This is a genomic window from Mesorhizobium sp. LjNodule214 (genome assembly GCF_964252735.1).
Lineage (GTDB): Bacteria > Pseudomonadota > Alphaproteobacteria > Rhizobiales > Rhizobiaceae > Mesorhizobium.
In genome coordinates this window covers 1939137-1953165 of sequence record NZ_CAXUPE020000002.1, presented here as the reverse complement: position 1 = coordinate 1953165, position 14029 = coordinate 1939137, and the positions used below count along the sequence as shown (strand labels likewise).

General features: G+C 62.4%; 14 protein-coding genes. 3 read left to right on the top strand and 11 right to left on the bottom strand.

Translation table 11 applies throughout. The features are described 5' to 3' along the window. Positions 1 to 23: 23 nt before the first annotated feature. Entirely contained in the window at positions 24 to 911 is an 888-nt protein-coding gene (locus ACSQ3Z_RS23230) for a sugar phosphate isomerase/epimerase family protein (protein WP_436173590.1), read from the bottom strand. 399 nt (positions 912 to 1310) lie between these two features. On the opposite strand from ACSQ3Z_RS23230, the gene ACSQ3Z_RS23225 reads away from it, so the two are divergent. From ACSQ3Z_RS23225 to ACSQ3Z_RS23215, 3 genes are all read left to right on the top strand, one after another. Further along, entirely contained in the window at positions 1311 to 2366 is a 1056-nt protein-coding gene (locus ACSQ3Z_RS23225) for a sugar phosphate isomerase/epimerase family protein (RefSeq protein WP_436173589.1), read from the top strand. A gap of 155 nt (positions 2367 to 2521) precedes the next feature. Next, a complete protein-coding gene (locus tag ACSQ3Z_RS23220; RefSeq protein ID WP_436173588.1) occupies positions 2522 to 3709 on the top strand; it encodes a Gfo/Idh/MocA family protein in 1188 nt (395 codons plus the stop codon). 167 nt (positions 3710 to 3876) lie between these two features. Beyond that, a complete protein-coding gene (locus ACSQ3Z_RS23215; protein WP_436173587.1) occupies positions 3877 to 4767 on the top strand; it encodes a sugar phosphate isomerase/epimerase family protein in 891 nt (296 codons plus the stop codon). Here ACSQ3Z_RS23215 and phnE (ACSQ3Z_RS23210) read toward each other — a convergent pair. The 10 genes from phnE (ACSQ3Z_RS23210) to ACSQ3Z_RS23165 all read right to left on the bottom strand — a co-directional run bounded on the left by phnE (ACSQ3Z_RS23210) (position 4755) and on the right by ACSQ3Z_RS23165 (position 13967). Beyond that, complete coding sequence (gene phnE, locus ACSQ3Z_RS23210; RefSeq protein WP_436173586.1) at positions 4755 to 6314, bottom strand: phosphonate ABC transporter, permease protein PhnE; 1560 nt, start codon at positions 6312 to 6314, stop codon at positions 4755 to 4757. The two genes, ACSQ3Z_RS23215 and phnE (ACSQ3Z_RS23210), sit on opposite strands and share 13 nt — an antisense overlap. A gap of 4 nt (positions 6315 to 6318) precedes the next feature. Beyond that, positions 6319 to 7293 (bottom strand): phosphonate ABC transporter, permease protein PhnE, encoded by a 975-nt coding sequence (phnE, locus tag ACSQ3Z_RS23205; protein WP_436173585.1) that lies wholly within the window; start codon positions 7291 to 7293, stop codon positions 6319 to 6321. A 73-nt stretch (positions 7294 to 7366) separates the two neighbouring features. Beyond that, positions 7367 to 8275 (bottom strand): phosphonate ABC transporter substrate-binding protein, encoded by a 909-nt coding sequence (gene phnD, locus ACSQ3Z_RS23200; RefSeq protein ID WP_436173584.1) that lies wholly within the window; start codon positions 8273 to 8275, stop codon positions 7367 to 7369. Between the two features lie 149 nt (positions 8276 to 8424). Further along, the gene (phnC, locus tag ACSQ3Z_RS23195; protein WP_436173583.1) at positions 8425 to 9270 is read right to left on the bottom strand and encodes a phosphonate ABC transporter ATP-binding protein; all 846 of its coding nucleotides are present in this window, start codon (positions 9268 to 9270) and stop codon (positions 8425 to 8427) included. A 130-nt stretch (positions 9271 to 9400) separates the two neighbouring features. After that, complete coding sequence (locus ACSQ3Z_RS23190; RefSeq protein ID WP_436173582.1) at positions 9401 to 10111, bottom strand: DUF1868 domain-containing protein; 711 nt, start codon at positions 10109 to 10111, stop codon at positions 9401 to 9403. A 69-nt stretch (positions 10112 to 10180) separates the two neighbouring features. Next, positions 10181 to 10672 (bottom strand): N-acetyltransferase family protein, encoded by a 492-nt coding sequence (locus ACSQ3Z_RS23185; protein WP_436173581.1) that lies wholly within the window; start codon positions 10670 to 10672, stop codon positions 10181 to 10183. A 232-nt stretch (positions 10673 to 10904) separates the two neighbouring features. Then, entirely contained in the window at positions 10905 to 11522 is a 618-nt protein-coding gene (locus ACSQ3Z_RS23180) for a DapH/DapD/GlmU-related protein (protein ID WP_436173580.1), read from the bottom strand. Further along, the gene (phnL, locus tag ACSQ3Z_RS23175) at positions 11519 to 12226 is read right to left on the bottom strand and encodes a phosphonate C-P lyase system protein PhnL (RefSeq protein ID WP_436173579.1); all 708 of its coding nucleotides are present in this window, start codon (positions 12224 to 12226) and stop codon (positions 11519 to 11521) included. Before phnL ends, ACSQ3Z_RS23180 begins: the two co-directional genes overlap by 4 nt. A 68-nt stretch (positions 12227 to 12294) precedes the next feature. Continuing rightward, the gene (gene phnK / locus ACSQ3Z_RS23170; protein ID WP_436173578.1) at positions 12295 to 13071 is read right to left on the bottom strand and encodes a phosphonate C-P lyase system protein PhnK; all 777 of its coding nucleotides are present in this window, start codon (positions 13069 to 13071) and stop codon (positions 12295 to 12297) included. Further along, the gene (locus ACSQ3Z_RS23165) at positions 13068 to 13967 is read right to left on the bottom strand and encodes an alpha-D-ribose 1-methylphosphonate 5-phosphate C-P-lyase PhnJ (protein ID WP_436173577.1); all 900 of its coding nucleotides are present in this window, start codon (positions 13965 to 13967) and stop codon (positions 13068 to 13070) included. Before ACSQ3Z_RS23165 ends, phnK begins: the two co-directional genes overlap by 4 nt. Positions 13968 to 14029 lie beyond the last annotated feature (62 nt).

The window sequence follows — 14029 nt, the reverse complement described above, 5'->3', positions numbered from 1 at the left end:
GGGCTCATTCCCAGTCGGAGCGGCTACTTGATCAGCGGCAGCAGCGTTTCGGCGGTGATGCGCATCTGGTCGGTATAGAATTTCTCCGTCAGCACGCTGGAGCCGTGGTCCTGGATGAACTTCAGCTGTTCGGGGGAGATGTCGACCGGGTGGCGCTCGACCATTTCGGGATAGGGTGCGGCCGGCGTGCGGTCGACGGGCGCGACGAACTCGTTGGTCAGCGCGCCGTCATAGCCGACTTCCTTCAGTGTGCGCACGATCTTCGGCCAGTCGATCTGGCCGAGGCCGGCGGCGAAGCGGTTGTTGTCGGCGACGTGGAAGTCGAACAGGCGCTTGCCGACCTGGCGGATGGCGTCATAGACGTTAAATTCTTCCATGTGGATGTGATAGGCGTCGAGGCAGACGCCGCATTCGGGGCTTACCGCATCGGCCAGCGCCAAAGCCTGGGCGCCGCGGTTGAACAGATAGGTCTCGAAGCGGTTGAGCGGCTCGACCGCGATCTTGACACCGACCTTCTTGGCGTGGGTGAAGCATTCCCTGGTGGCGTCGACCACCCACGTCCACTCCTCCTCCTCGGTGCCGTCGGGCACCACCTTGCCGACGGTGGCGGGAACCAGCGTGATGATCTCGCCGTCGAGCTCGCTGATCATGGTGAGCACGTCCTTGACGTATTGAACCGAGCGCTCGCGCTGGCCCTGGTCCTTGGCGGCAAGGTTGCGCTCGCCCAGCATCAGCGTGACGGCGCCCCAGCAGCGGATGCCGTGCTCCTTCAAGAGCGCCCTCGTCTCCTTGGTCTTGTATTGCTCGGGCTCGCCGGAAATCTCGATCGACTCATAGCCGAATTTCTTGATGCGCTTCAGCGTCGTTTCCAACGGCTCCGCCCGCATCCAGTTGTGCGTCGAAAGATGCATGGTCTATCCTTCCCAGAATTCGCCTGCCACGTTTCCCGCGGCATCCGCCAGCGAGGCCCGCCGCATGATTCCTCCCCACGGGCGTTCCAGTGTTTTTTGACGAACTGGTTCGACCAATTGGGCCTGAAGGCAGGTCTACAGCAAATTCCCATGAACGGCAAGAAGTCGCGAGCGGCAACTCATCGTGTCGTCTATTCCATTGATTAAATTAACATATTTTCACAGTTTGTGATGACCGCCGATCCCTCTGCGGTGCGTTCCGCCGCTTGACCGGCTGGCCATATTTGGTAATACCAGAATGGCGACACAAACAAGTGTCTGCGGGAAAACATCAAACGGGCTGGCCCTGCTTCCAATCGGCGCTATGCTTGGTCGTGACATGAGAGAGGGAGGATGCCGATGCCGTCGACGATGAAGGGTCCCGGTCTGTTTCTGGCGCAGTTCGCGGGCGATGCCGCGCCGTTCAATTCACTTCCCTCGATCACCAAATGGGCTGCCGGCCTCGGCTACAAGGGCGTGCAGATTCCGACCTGGGACGGGCGGCTTTTCGACCTCAAGAAGGCGGCCTCCTCCAAGGCCTATTGCGACGAGGTGAAAGGCATCTGCGCGGACGCCGGTGTCGAGATCACCGAACTGTCGACGCATCTGCAAGGGCAATTGGTGGCGGTGCATCCGGCCTATGACGCGCAGTTCGACGGCTTCGCGCCGGCCGCGGTGCACAACAATCCGAAAGCCCGGCAGAAATGGGCGGTCGAGCAGATGAAGTTCGGCGCCAAGGCGTCGAGGAATCTGGGCCTGAAGGCCTCGGTCTCCTTCTCCGGAGCGTTAGCTTTCCCGTACCTCTATCCGTGGCCGCAGCGGCCTGCAGGCCTGATCGAGGAAGCCTTCGCCGAGCTCGGCAAGCGCTGGAAGCCGATCCTCGACGTCTATGACGAGAACGGAGTCGACATCGGCTACGAGATTCATCCGGGCGAGGATGTGTTCGACGGCGCCACTTTCGAGATGTTCCTCGACGCGGTGGGTGGCCACAAGCGCTGCAACATCAATTACGATCCGTCGCATTTCCTGCTGCAGCAGCTCGACTATCTCGAATTCATCGACATCTACCACGAGCGGATCAAGGCGTTCCACGCCAAGGATGCTGAGTTCAACCCGACGGGACGGCAAGGCGTCTATTCCGGCTACCAGAGCTGGACCAACCGGGCCGGGCGGTTTCGCTCGCTCGGCGACGGGCAGGTGGATTTCGGCGGCATCTTTTCCAAGCTCACCCAGTACGGCTATGATTCGTGGGCGGTGCTGGAATGGGAATGCTGCCTGAAGCATCCGGAGGATGGCGCCGCCGAAGGCGCGCCCTTCATCCAGCACCACATCATAAGGGTGACGGAAAAGGCGTTCGATGATTTCGCCGGCGGCGCGACCGACAAGAAGGCGCTTCGCGCCATGATGGGAATCTAGCGCGGTCTTCCCTCCCCCTCGAGGGGAGGGTCGATCCGCGGAGCGGATCGGGGTGGGGTCGCTGGGCGTAGAGCTCGGCATGAACCGACCCCACCCGGCCCTTCGGGCCACCCTCCCCTCGAGGGGGAGGGGTATCTCACACGAGGGAGACAAAAATGGTCGGCGCATCGAAGTCGGAAACGGGAGGCGGCCCGATCCGCTACGGTATGGTCGGCGGCGGCCAAGGCGCTTTCATCGGCGCGGTGCACCGGATCGCGGCGCGCATGGACAATGACTTTGTGCTGGTCGCCGGCGCGCTGTCGGCGAATCCGGCGCGTGCCAAGGCTTCGGCCGCCGAGCTCGGGCTCGATCCGGCACGCAGCTACGGCTCCTTCGCCGAGATGGCCAAGGCCGAAGCCAAGCGGCCCGATGGCATCGAGGCGGTGGCGATCGTCACCCCCAACAACGTGCATGTGCCGGCGGCCAAGGCCTTTCTCGAAGCCGGCATCCACGTCATCTGCGACAAGCCGCTGGCAACGACGCTGGCCGAAGCAAAGAAGCTGGCGGCGGTGGTCGAAAAGACCGGCAAGGTGTTCGTGCTGACGCACAATTACACCGCCTATCCGATGATCCGGCAGGCGCGCGAGATGGTGGCCAAGGGGCAGCTCGGCGATATCCGCATCGTGCAGTCGGAATATCCGCAGGACTGGCTGACCGAGGACCTTGCCGCCACCGGCCAGAAGCAGGCGGCATGGCGCTCCGATCCCAAGCAGGCGGGCGCCGGCGGCGCGCTCGGCGATATCGGCACGCATGCCTACAATCTGGCGCGCTTCGTCTCGGGGCTGGAGCTCGACGCGCTGTCGGCCGATCTCGACGCCTTCGTGCCGGGCCGCCAGCTCGACGACAATGTCAACGTCATGCTGCGCTTCAAGCCGGTCGGCAAGGCGCATCCGGCCAAGGGCATGATATGGGCGAGCCAGGTGGCGCCTGGCCACGAGAACGGGCTGAAGCTGCGCATCTACGGCTCGAAGGGCGGACTGGAATGGGTGCAGGCCGATCCGAACTATCTTTGGTACACGCCGTTCGGCCAGCCGAAGCAGTTGCTCACCCGCAACGGTGCCGGCGCGCTGCCGGTTGCCGGGCGCGTCAGCCGCGTTCCGTCGGGCCATCCTGAGGGCTATCTCGAAGGCTTCGCCAACATCTACCAGGAGGCGGCCCGCGCCATCCGCGCCGCGCGCAAGAAAGGCGGCAAGCCGGCTAAGGATGTCGTCTTCCCGACCATCGAGGACGGCGTCGAAGGCATGGCCTTCATCGAGGCCTGCGTGAAGTCGTCGAAGAAGAATGGAGCGTGGACCAAGCTTTAAGGGATGTCGATATTCAGGTGATGCCGGCCTGCGAATGGCAGGCTCCTGCGCTTCCGGTGCTCACGTACTTTAAGTACGCTCCGCTCCGGTTCTCGGACCCGCCATTCTCGGCTCGGCCTGACCTGAATCTCGATACCCCTTGTCGCGAAATTTCGGGGAGGGTGTCGATGAAAATCGGCATGTGCATGTTCTTGTGGACGACCAGCGTCTCGAGGAAGCACGAGGCGCTGCTCAGGGACATCAAGGCGACCGGCTTCGACGGCGTCGAGATACCGGTGTTTTCCGGCGCGCCTGACGACTACAAAAAGCTCGGCGAACTGCTCGATCGCATCGGGCTGGAGCGCACCGCGGTCTCGGCGATGGGCGATCCGGCGATGAACCTGATCTCGCCTGACGCCGCGACCTGCAGGGCCGGGATCGACTACATGAAATGGGCGATCGACTGCAGTGAGGCGCTTGGCGCCGACAGATTGAGCGGCCCGCTGCATTCGACGCTCGGCGCCTTCTCCGGCAGCGGCCCGACGGCGGCGGAGAAGAAGCGCTCGGTCTCCTCGCAGCGCGCTATCGGCGACCATGCCGGCAAGAGGGGCGTCACCATCGGGCTCGAAGCGCTCAACCGCTTCGAATGCTATCTGCTGAACACGATGGATGATCTGTCGGAGCATGTCGACGTGATCGACCGGCCGCACATCAAGGCGATGTACGACACGTTCCATGCCAATATCGAGGAGGCCGACCCGATCGGCGCCTATACGCGCAACCGCAGGAACGTCGTCCATATCCACATTTCCGAGAACGACCGCGGCGTTCCTGGGCGCGGCAACATTCCGTGGGCCGAGACGTTTTCCGCCATCCGCAAGAGCGGCTATGACGACTGGCTGACCATCGAGGCGTTTGGGCGCTCGCTCAAGGATCTGGCGGCGGCGACCAAGGTATGGCGCGATTTTTCCGAGAGCCCGGAAGCGGTTTATCGCGATGGTTACAAGCATATCCGGAATGGGTGGAAGAAGGCTGGTGCCGGAGACGCAGCGAAGCCCTTTCCCTCTCAGACGATCTGAGCCGCCGGCAGCGGGCGGGTGGGCGTGCGCTGGGGCCGCTCGTCGTTGCCGTTTCCGACGGTCCCCATAAGTTTGCGACGGAGATAGTTGGAGATGTTGTCGAAGATAAAAACGACAAGCAGGATCAACAGAACCATGTAGAAAACATTGGCCCAGTTGGTGTTGGTGCGCATGGCCTCCCACAATTTCAGGCCGATGCCGCCGGCGCCGACAGCGCCGATGATTGTCGCCGAGCGCGTGTTCGATTCCCAGAAATAGAGGGATTGGCTAAGGAACACCGGCAGAACCTGAGGCAGCACGCCATAGCGTTGCACCATCGCCGGCGTCGCGCCAACCGAGCGGATTCCCTCGCGCTGCTTGTCGTCGATGTTTTCCAGCGCCTCGGAATAGAGTTTGCCCAGGGTTCCGGTGTCGGTGAAGAAGATCGCCGACATGCCGGCCAGTGGTCCCGGGCCGAAGCCGCGGGTGAAGAACAGCGCCCAGATCAGCATGTCGACAGACCGCAGGAAATCGAAGAAGCGTTTTGTCGCCTGGTTGGCCATCCAACTCGGGGTGATGTTGCGCGCAGCCAGGAAAGCGAGCGGAAAGGCGACGACCGAGGCCAACACCGTGCCGACAAAAGCCATGACTATGGTTTGCAGAAGCTTCAGCCACACGTCGCCGTGCTGCCACTCGGCGTTGTAGAGGATGTTGTCCCAGGCAAGCGCCGCGTTTGATCGTGACGGGTCGATGCGTTCCCCGGAAACGATCAGTGAAGCGACCTCGCCGAACGATTTTCCCCAGAATGGGGAATTCGTGTCAAACACAAAATTGGCCCAACCGAAAAACCGCCTCCAGGCGATCACCTCGTCGTTTTGCACTTCGGCGCGGCCCAAAAATCCGAACGAAACATAGGCTGTCGAACCTGCCTTGCGTTGCTCTATCCAGTAGGGCAGCGGCGTGCGCGGCGTGACAGACCTGTCCTTGGCAATGTCAAAGATGACGCTTTCGGCGCCGCGCGTCACAGTGACAAGATTTGGCGTAATGGCAATCTGGCCGCTTCCAAGGACGACGGTCGCCGCCACGACGGCCTTTTCGCGGACCGTTTTGGGCGCAGCCGGAACCGATTTGTCTGGCGAGGGTGCAGGGTTCTCGGCGGTTGGCGCGCCAGGCGCCATGAAAGAGCCCTGCGATGACTTGTCAGTGGCCATCGCCGGTGCTGGTGCGGCGTCGCCCCGCCGCTCGATCGCAGCAATCCGTTTGATCACCCAGTCGGGATTTGGATTGGATCCCAGCTTGGAGAAACGAGAGTAGTCGATGGTCAGATAATCGTCCTTGAACTCGATGTCCGGGCGGATTTCGTAAGACACCCAGTCGGCGAGATAGGCGCCGGCCAGGTTCCAGTTCGCCTTTTCGAGAACGATGCCTATCGAAAAGAACCACCAGCAGTAAAAGGTATAGAGAATGCACAAAAGGACGCCGAACGGGGCGGCATAGCGCTTCCATAAGGGGCGTCGGAACGCATCCGGATGGCGGGCGGCGATGTCGTTGATGGCGTCGGCCTTCATTGCGTTACTCTCCGCGCCCGTATGCAAACGCCTGCCTGCCAACAAGACGTTGTCTCAGCCATGCCGAAAACTGGTCGACGGCGACAATCGTGCAGAACAGCAGAAAGACGATGGCAATGGTCTTGGCCTCATGGCCCCGGCTGATCGAAAGACGGAGGGATTCGCCGATGCCGCCGGCGCCGACCGCGCCGAGAATGGTCGAAGCGCGTACGTTGATCTCGAAGCGGAGCAGGAAATAGCTCATGAAGTTGGGCAGAACCTGAGGCACGATGCCGAACCACACCCGTTCGACCCAATTGGCGCCAACGGCCCGCAAGCCTTCGTCAGGCTTCATGTCGGCATTCTCGACCACTTCGAAGAACATTTTTCCGAGCGCGCCGACGGTGTGGATGCTGACCGCGAGGATCGCCGGAATAGGCCCAAGCGAGAAGATCGCCAGAAAGAAACCGGCAATGACGATTTCCGGAAAGGCGCGGACAATTTCGAGGAAGCGGCGCGTGGTGAAACGGAGCCAGCGGCTGGCCGTGATATTGCTGGCAGCCAGGAAGCAGAGCAGGAAACCGAAGGTGGAGCCGACCAGCGTCGAAAACAGGGCAATGTTCAGTGTCTCGATCATCCGGTAGAAATACTCCGGAATGTAGATGCCCTGGGTTAGGTAGACCCGGCCTTCGGGATAGTCGAATTTGAGGCTGCCATCGTCATAGGGCGAGGGCAGGTCGAATAGTGCACGCACCGGGTCGAACCAGTCGCGCGGCTTCAGTTCAACGAAAAAGTCGGCGACGTAGGGAAGGCGGTCGAAGAACTTTCCGGCGTTGGTTTCGTTGGCGAACCAGAGCGAGCCCGAGAGCGCAAGCAGCAGGAAAACCAGGCCTCCGATCGTGTAGAGGCGCCGGCGAGCGGCGAGGTCGCGCCAGTGCCGCTCGACCAGGGCTCCTTCGGTGGAGAGCGCAGGCGCGCGGTAAACGTCGGTCGCACTCATTGATAGGTCCCCAGCCCGTGACGCGGCAACGCCGCCGGCGGCACTTGGCCCCGGCGGCGTCGTGCCTTTAGGCTTACGAGCCGATCTTCGCCTTACGAGCGTCGATGATCGCCTGATAAAACTCGGGGGTGACCGGCGAATAGCCCTTGAAGTCGCCGCCTTGAACCGCCGAGAAACAGGCCGGATCGGTTTGCGGAAGCTTGGTCAGGAAATCGGTGATCTTCTGCTTGGTACCGGCGTCGAGCGAGGTGCGTATGACCAGCGGGCCGTTCGGGATCAGCGGCGACTGCCACAATTCGACGAGGTCGTCCATCTTGAGGACGCCCTTGTCGACCATCTTGCGCAGATTGCCCGAGCTGTAGCCGTCCTTGAAGTCGCCAACGCCGGAGGCCCAGGTGGTGCCGGCATCGAAGGTGCCCTTCAGAACTTCAAGGACAAGCTGTTCATGGCCGCCGCCGAAACCGGTCGACGCGAAATAGCTCTTTACATCCATGCCGATGTCCTTGGGCAGCGACGTGACCGGGATCAGGTAGCCAGAAGTCGAATCGGGATCGGCGAAACCGAGTTTCTTGCCCTTCATGTCAGCGAGTGTCTTGATACCTGAATCCGCACGGGCGACCATAACCGAATGGTAGCCGGTCGAACCGTCGGTCTGGACCGTCGTCAGGATCGGCTGAACCGCGTCCTTGTTTTCGAGATAGACCTTGGCGTAGGCGGAAGCTCCGAGCTCGGCATAGTCAAGTGTGCCGCCGAGGAGGCCCTGGATGACGCCGTCGTAGTCGGCGGCCGGGAACAGCGAAACCTTCTCGACACCGAGGACTTCCTTGATGTGATCGGCGAAGCACTGGTAGTTGCGCAGGCGGTCGGCTTCGTTCTCGCCGCCGAGAATGCCAACGCGGAATTCCTTCAGGTCCTCTGCCTGGACAGCGCCCATCGCCATGGCAATGATGGAAACGGCACCGAAGAGTATCTTCCTAAACATCTCGTGTCTCTCCTGTTGAGTCCGGCATCGCGCCGGCTGCGTTCGAATTTTGACGGGTGCCTGTGACGCGGGCTGGCGATCCAGATTGCTCTTTCTTGCTTGTCCATGATCTTTCCCGCAAACCGGCGTCCACTTTGCGGGATCATGGATCAGTATCCGGGGAATGCGGGCTCGAGCGGTCCAGTGGATGCGGCGATTCTTTGCTTGATGGTGACGCTGGTCGAGGTGATGGCCTCGGAGATTTCGCCGTTGCTGTCGGCGCCATAGACCGTGCGCACCGCCTCGCGGTTGAGGTCTTCGGGCGGGCCGTCGAACACAACCTTGCCGGCGGCCATGCCGATGATGCGGCTGCAATAGGTGCGGGCCGTGTCCAGCGTGTGCAGATTGGTGACGACGGTGATGCCTTCGCGCAAATTGATATCCTGCAGCGAATCCATCACCACCTTGGCGTTGAGCGGGTCGAGCGAGGCAATCGGCTCATCGGCAAGAATGATTTTCGGCTGTTGCATCATTGCGCGGGCGATGGCGACGCGCTGTTGCTGGCCGCCGGACAAGGTGCCGGCCGGCTGCAGCGCGGTGCGGGCGATGTCGAGACGCTCGAGTGCTGCGATCGCCTCGGCTCGTTCCTCGCGCGAGAAGACACCGAGCAGATTGGCAATGGTGGCACGATGATTCAACCGGCCGAGCAGCACATTGGTCAAGACGTCGAGGCGCGGCACCAGATTGAACTGCTGGAAGATCATTGCGCAGTCGCGCTGCCAACGGCGTAGCGGCGAGCCGCGCAGCCGGGAGACCTCGGCGCCGTCAAAAAAAATCGACCCCTGGCTGGGATCGATGAGACGGTTGATCATGCGAAGAAGGGTGGATTTGCCGGCGCCCGAACGGCCGATGATGCCGACCATCTGGCCCTGCGGGATCGACAGATCGACCGCGCTGACGGCGGTGTTCTTGCCAAATCGGCGGGTGACGCCGCGAATTTCGAGCGTTGCTGACATGGGGTAGGCTCCAGTCCAGTCGCAGTTGAAGGTCTGTTAACCCTCGCTAGCGCAGCCGCATGAACCTGCGGTGTCGGATTCATGTCAGTTTTGTTACCACCCACAGGCAGGTGGTGGGCAGGATCACGGATCAGCCGAGGACCAGAAGCTCCTCGAAATGCTTCATGTCCCGGAAGGCGCAGAAGGCCGGCGGCTTGAGCTCGATGACCGGCGCTTCGCGCTCGAACAGCGACAGGCAGTCATCGAACAGGTCCTGCCAGGCGGACGCCCGCTCGTCGGCGAGACGCCGGACCTGGTAGGCGAAGGTGATGTGGAAGACGTAAGTGTCGTGGTCGGGGTGCCGGTAGCCGAACGGCACCGACAGTGCGTCACGCCAGGCCTGCATGATGCGCCGATCGTCTTCCGAGGCGCCAGCAACCGTCAGGCCGGTCGGCACGACTTCGACAACTTTGACCTTGAATGCGCCTTGGCCCTCGAAGCCCTGCAGCCGCTCCTGGTAGAGACGGGTCGTATCGTCGATGCTGGTGTCGAGCGGCACGTCCTCCGGCCAATAAGGCAGCCGGCGGCGATACTCGATGATGCCCTGGAACAGCGTCATGTGCAGGCTGGAGATCGGCGTGAAGGCCAGCCGGTCGGCGTCGGGCATGGCGCGCATGCGTTCGCGCACCTCGATGACCACCGCTTCGGAGGGCGAGCCGCTGACGAGATGGCTGACAATTGTGTTGCCGGGCTCGAACAGAAAATTGCCTGATCTGTCATAGCGCGTGCCAAGATGCACGGGAGGGGTCGGGTTGGTGCCTTCGAAAAATCCGGCGAGCGAGGGTCTGACCAAATCGAGCATTGCGATCTCCAAGGAAAGACCGCGTCCTGTCCGAGTCATGTGTCAGGGATATGAAGCGGGCAGGTGCGCTTATAGCATTCGATGCATGACCAAGGCATCAACGTAACCGAGCCTAGGGTGTTCAAACGCCTTCGGGATTGTCCCGACAATGTCGAAGCCGAGCCGGCTCCACAGCTTTACTGCGCGCTCGTTGGAGCTGATGACGAAGTTGAACTGCATGGCCCGGAAGCCGCGCTCAGTGGCCTTTTGCAAAGAGTGTTCGCACATAGCGGTGGCGATGCCGCGACCGCTGGCGGCGGCAGAGGTGACGTAGCCGCAGTTGGCGACATGCGCGCCACCGCCACGCTGGTTGGCATGGAGGTAGTAACAGCCGATCACACTGCCGGCATCTACTGCCACGAACACTTCGTGACCGCTGGAAAACCAGTAGTCCAGCGCCTGCGCACGGTTCCAATCGCGGGGCAGCGCATAGGTTTCGCCGGCCCGCAAAACGGGTTCGAGCATGATCCAGATAGCGTCTGCGTCGGCCTCTGTGGCGGGGCGAATGGTTGGCACGATCAAGAACTCTTGAGAGGTGGGAACGTCAGAACCAGATAGCGGCAAGGATACTGCCAAGAAAGGTCAGGACCGCAAAGGCAGTCACAGTTCCCGGCTCTGCGGGGTAGGCCGGTGAAGCGGGGATATCCCTTCGCAAGGGCTGCATGAACCCCTCAAACATTCCCTACTTTAGCATTCGCACATTTTCCTGAACACTCGCGAAGTGCGTCCTTCGCCTGAGGAGGTGACGTTGGCGCTAGCCGCCGTACATATCCAGAAAAGCTTCCGCCTCCAGCTCGCGGAAATCGTCGAGAGCCGCGCGCAGCCGGGCATGGTCCCAATCCCACCAGGCGAGCGCCTGGTAACGCGCGGCCGTGCGGCGGTCGAAGCGTTCGCGGATCGTCCTGGCCGGCACGCCGCCGACGATGGTGTAGGGCGCGACATCCTTCGACACCACGGCACCGGCGCCGACCGCCGCACCGTCGCCGACGGTGACGCCGGGCAGGATGGTCGAGCCATGGCCGAGCCAGGTGTCGTGGCCGATGGTGACCCGTTTGGCGCGGCGCTGGGCGAAGAACTCGCTCTCATGCTCGGCGTCGTCCCAATAGTCGGAAGCACGGTAGGTGAAGTGGTGCAGCGTCGGCCGCCAGGTCGGATGGTTGGTGGCGTTGATGCGCACGCTGGCGGCGATGTTGGAGAACTTGCCGATCGTGGCGCACCAGACGGAGCAATCCTGCATCATGTAGGAGTAATCACCGAGGATGCTCTCCGAAACCCGGCTGCGGTCGGCGATCTCGGTCCAGCGTCCGAGCGTCGAATTCTCGACCTGCGCCGTTGCGTGGACCAGCGGCGCTTCCGACAATTTCCTGCTCATGCGGCGATTTTTCCTGCAGCGAAGGTAGTGACGTCGATGATCCGGTCGGCCACTGCCTCGCGCACGTCGTGGTCGTGGAAGATGCCGAGCAAGGCGACGCCCGCCGCCTTCTTTTCCGCGATCAGGGCGATCACCACGTCGCGGTTCCTGGCGTCGAGCGAGGCGGTCGGCTCGTCGAGCAATAGGACCGGGTGGTCGGTGATGAAGCCGCGCGCGATGTTGACGCGCTGCTGCTCGCCGCCCGAGAACGTTGCCGGCGGCAGCGCCCAGAGTTTTTCCGGCAGGTTGAGTTGCGCCAGCAAGGCGCGCGCCTTTACGCGTGCGGCCTCGCGTTCCTCACCACGCTCGACCAACGGCTCGGCGACTACGTCGAGCGCCGAGACGCGCGGTACGGTGCGCAGGAACTGGCTGACATAACCGATCGTTTGCCGGCGCACGGCAAGCACGGTGCGTGGGCTGGCTGTGGCCAGATCGATCAGCCCGTTTTCGTGCTGGACGATGATCTGGCCTTGGTCGACGGCATAATTGCCGTAGAGCATTTTCAGGATAGAGCTCTTGCCGGCGCCGGAGGGACCGCCGAGCACAGCGCATTCGCCAGCTCGGATCGAGAACGATACCCCGGCGACAATAGGCAATTTGATGCCGTCGCGCAGATGCATGGTGAAGCTTTTTGCGACGTCGGAGACAACGAGCGGGGTGGGCATGTCAGAGTCCTTAGATTTGCCGCATGATCTGATCCGAAAACCGGCTTCCACTTTTCGGGATCATGCGGCTAGACCTGCAATATCGAAGAAACGAGCAATTGCGTGTAGGGCGCGCGCGGGTCGTCGAGCACGCGGTCGGTGAGGCCGCTTTCGACGACACGGCCGTCCTTCATCACCATCATGCGCTGCGACAAAAGCCGCGCCACGGCGAGGTCGTGGGTGACGACGATGGCCGCAAGGCCGAGATCGGTGACCAACCCGCGCAGCAGGTCGAGCAGGCGCGCCTGCACCGAAACGTCGAGGCCACCGGTCGGCTCGTCCATGAACACCAGCCGCGGCCCGGTGACGAGGTTGCGGGCGATCTGCAGGCGCTGGCGCATGCCGCCGGAGAAGGCGCGCGGCTCGTCGTCGATGCGGTCCTCGTCGATCTCGACGCGCGACAGCCAGTCGACCGCCGTGGCGCGGATCTTGCCGTAGTGGCGGTCGCCGACCGCCATCAGCCGCTCACCGACATTGGCGCCGGCCGACACCGTCATGCGCAGGCCATCAGCCGGGTTCTGGTGGACAAAACCCCAGTCGGTGCGCATCAGGAAGCGGCGCTCGGCCTCGCTCAAGCGGTAGAGCTCGCGGAACTGGCCGTCGCGCATGCGATAGCTGGCCGTGCCGGAGGAGGGCAGCAGCCTAGTCGACAGGCAGTTGAGCAGCGTCGTCTTGCCGGAGCCGGATTCGCCGACCACGGCCAGCACCTCGCCCGGCCACAGGTCAAAGCTGACATTCTCGCAGCCGACGCGCGAACCGTAGAATTTGGACAGTGCTGAGACGCGCAGCAGCGGTTCGTCGGTCATTGCGCCGGCTCCATGTTTCCTGGGGCAAGATGGGTTTCCGGGGCAAGATGGCCGCGATGGCCGTCCGCGCGCCGCTTTTCGCAATGATCGGTGTCGGAGCAGACGAACATGTGGCCGCCATGGTCGTCGAGGATGACCTCGTCGAGATAGACGTTCTCGGCCGCGCACAGCGCGCAGGGCTGGTCGAAGGTCTGCACCTCGAAGGGATGGTCCTCGAAGTCGAGGCTAACGACGTCGGTGAAGGGCGGGACGGCGTAGATGCGCTTTTCGCGGCCGGCGCCGAACAATTGCAAAGCCGGCGAACGGTGCATCTTCGGATTGTCGAATTTCGGCGTCGGCGATGGGTCCATCACATAGCGACCCTCGACCTTGACCGGATAGGCATAGGTGGTGGCGATACGGCCGTGCCTGGCGATGTCCTCGTAGAGCTTGACATGCATGAGGCCGTATTCCTCCAGCGCATGCATTTTTCGTGTTTCGGTCTCGCGCGGCTCGAGGAAGCGCAAGGGTTCGGGGATCGGCACCTGATAGACCAGCACCTGGCCAGCGGTGAGCGGATGTTCGGGAATGCGGTGGCGGGTCTGGATGATGCTCGCCTTGGCCGTCTCGGTGGTCACCACGACGTTGGCGACCTTCTTGAAGAAGGCGCGGATCGAGACGGCGTTGGTGGTGTCGTCGGCGCCCTGGTCGATGACCTTCAGCACGTCATCCGGACCGATGATCGAAGCAGTGACCTGCACGCCGCCGGTGCCCCAGCCATAGGGCATCGGCATTTCGCGCGAGGCGAACGGAACCTGGTAGGCGGGAATGGCGATGCCCTTGAGGATCGCGCGGCGGATCATCCGCTTGGTCTGCTCGTCGAGATAGGCGAAGTTATAGGTGGCGATGTCGGTCATGGTGATCGCTTCCGCTTTGTGCTACCGAACTGGCTTCCAACACACGGAAAATGGGCCCGACT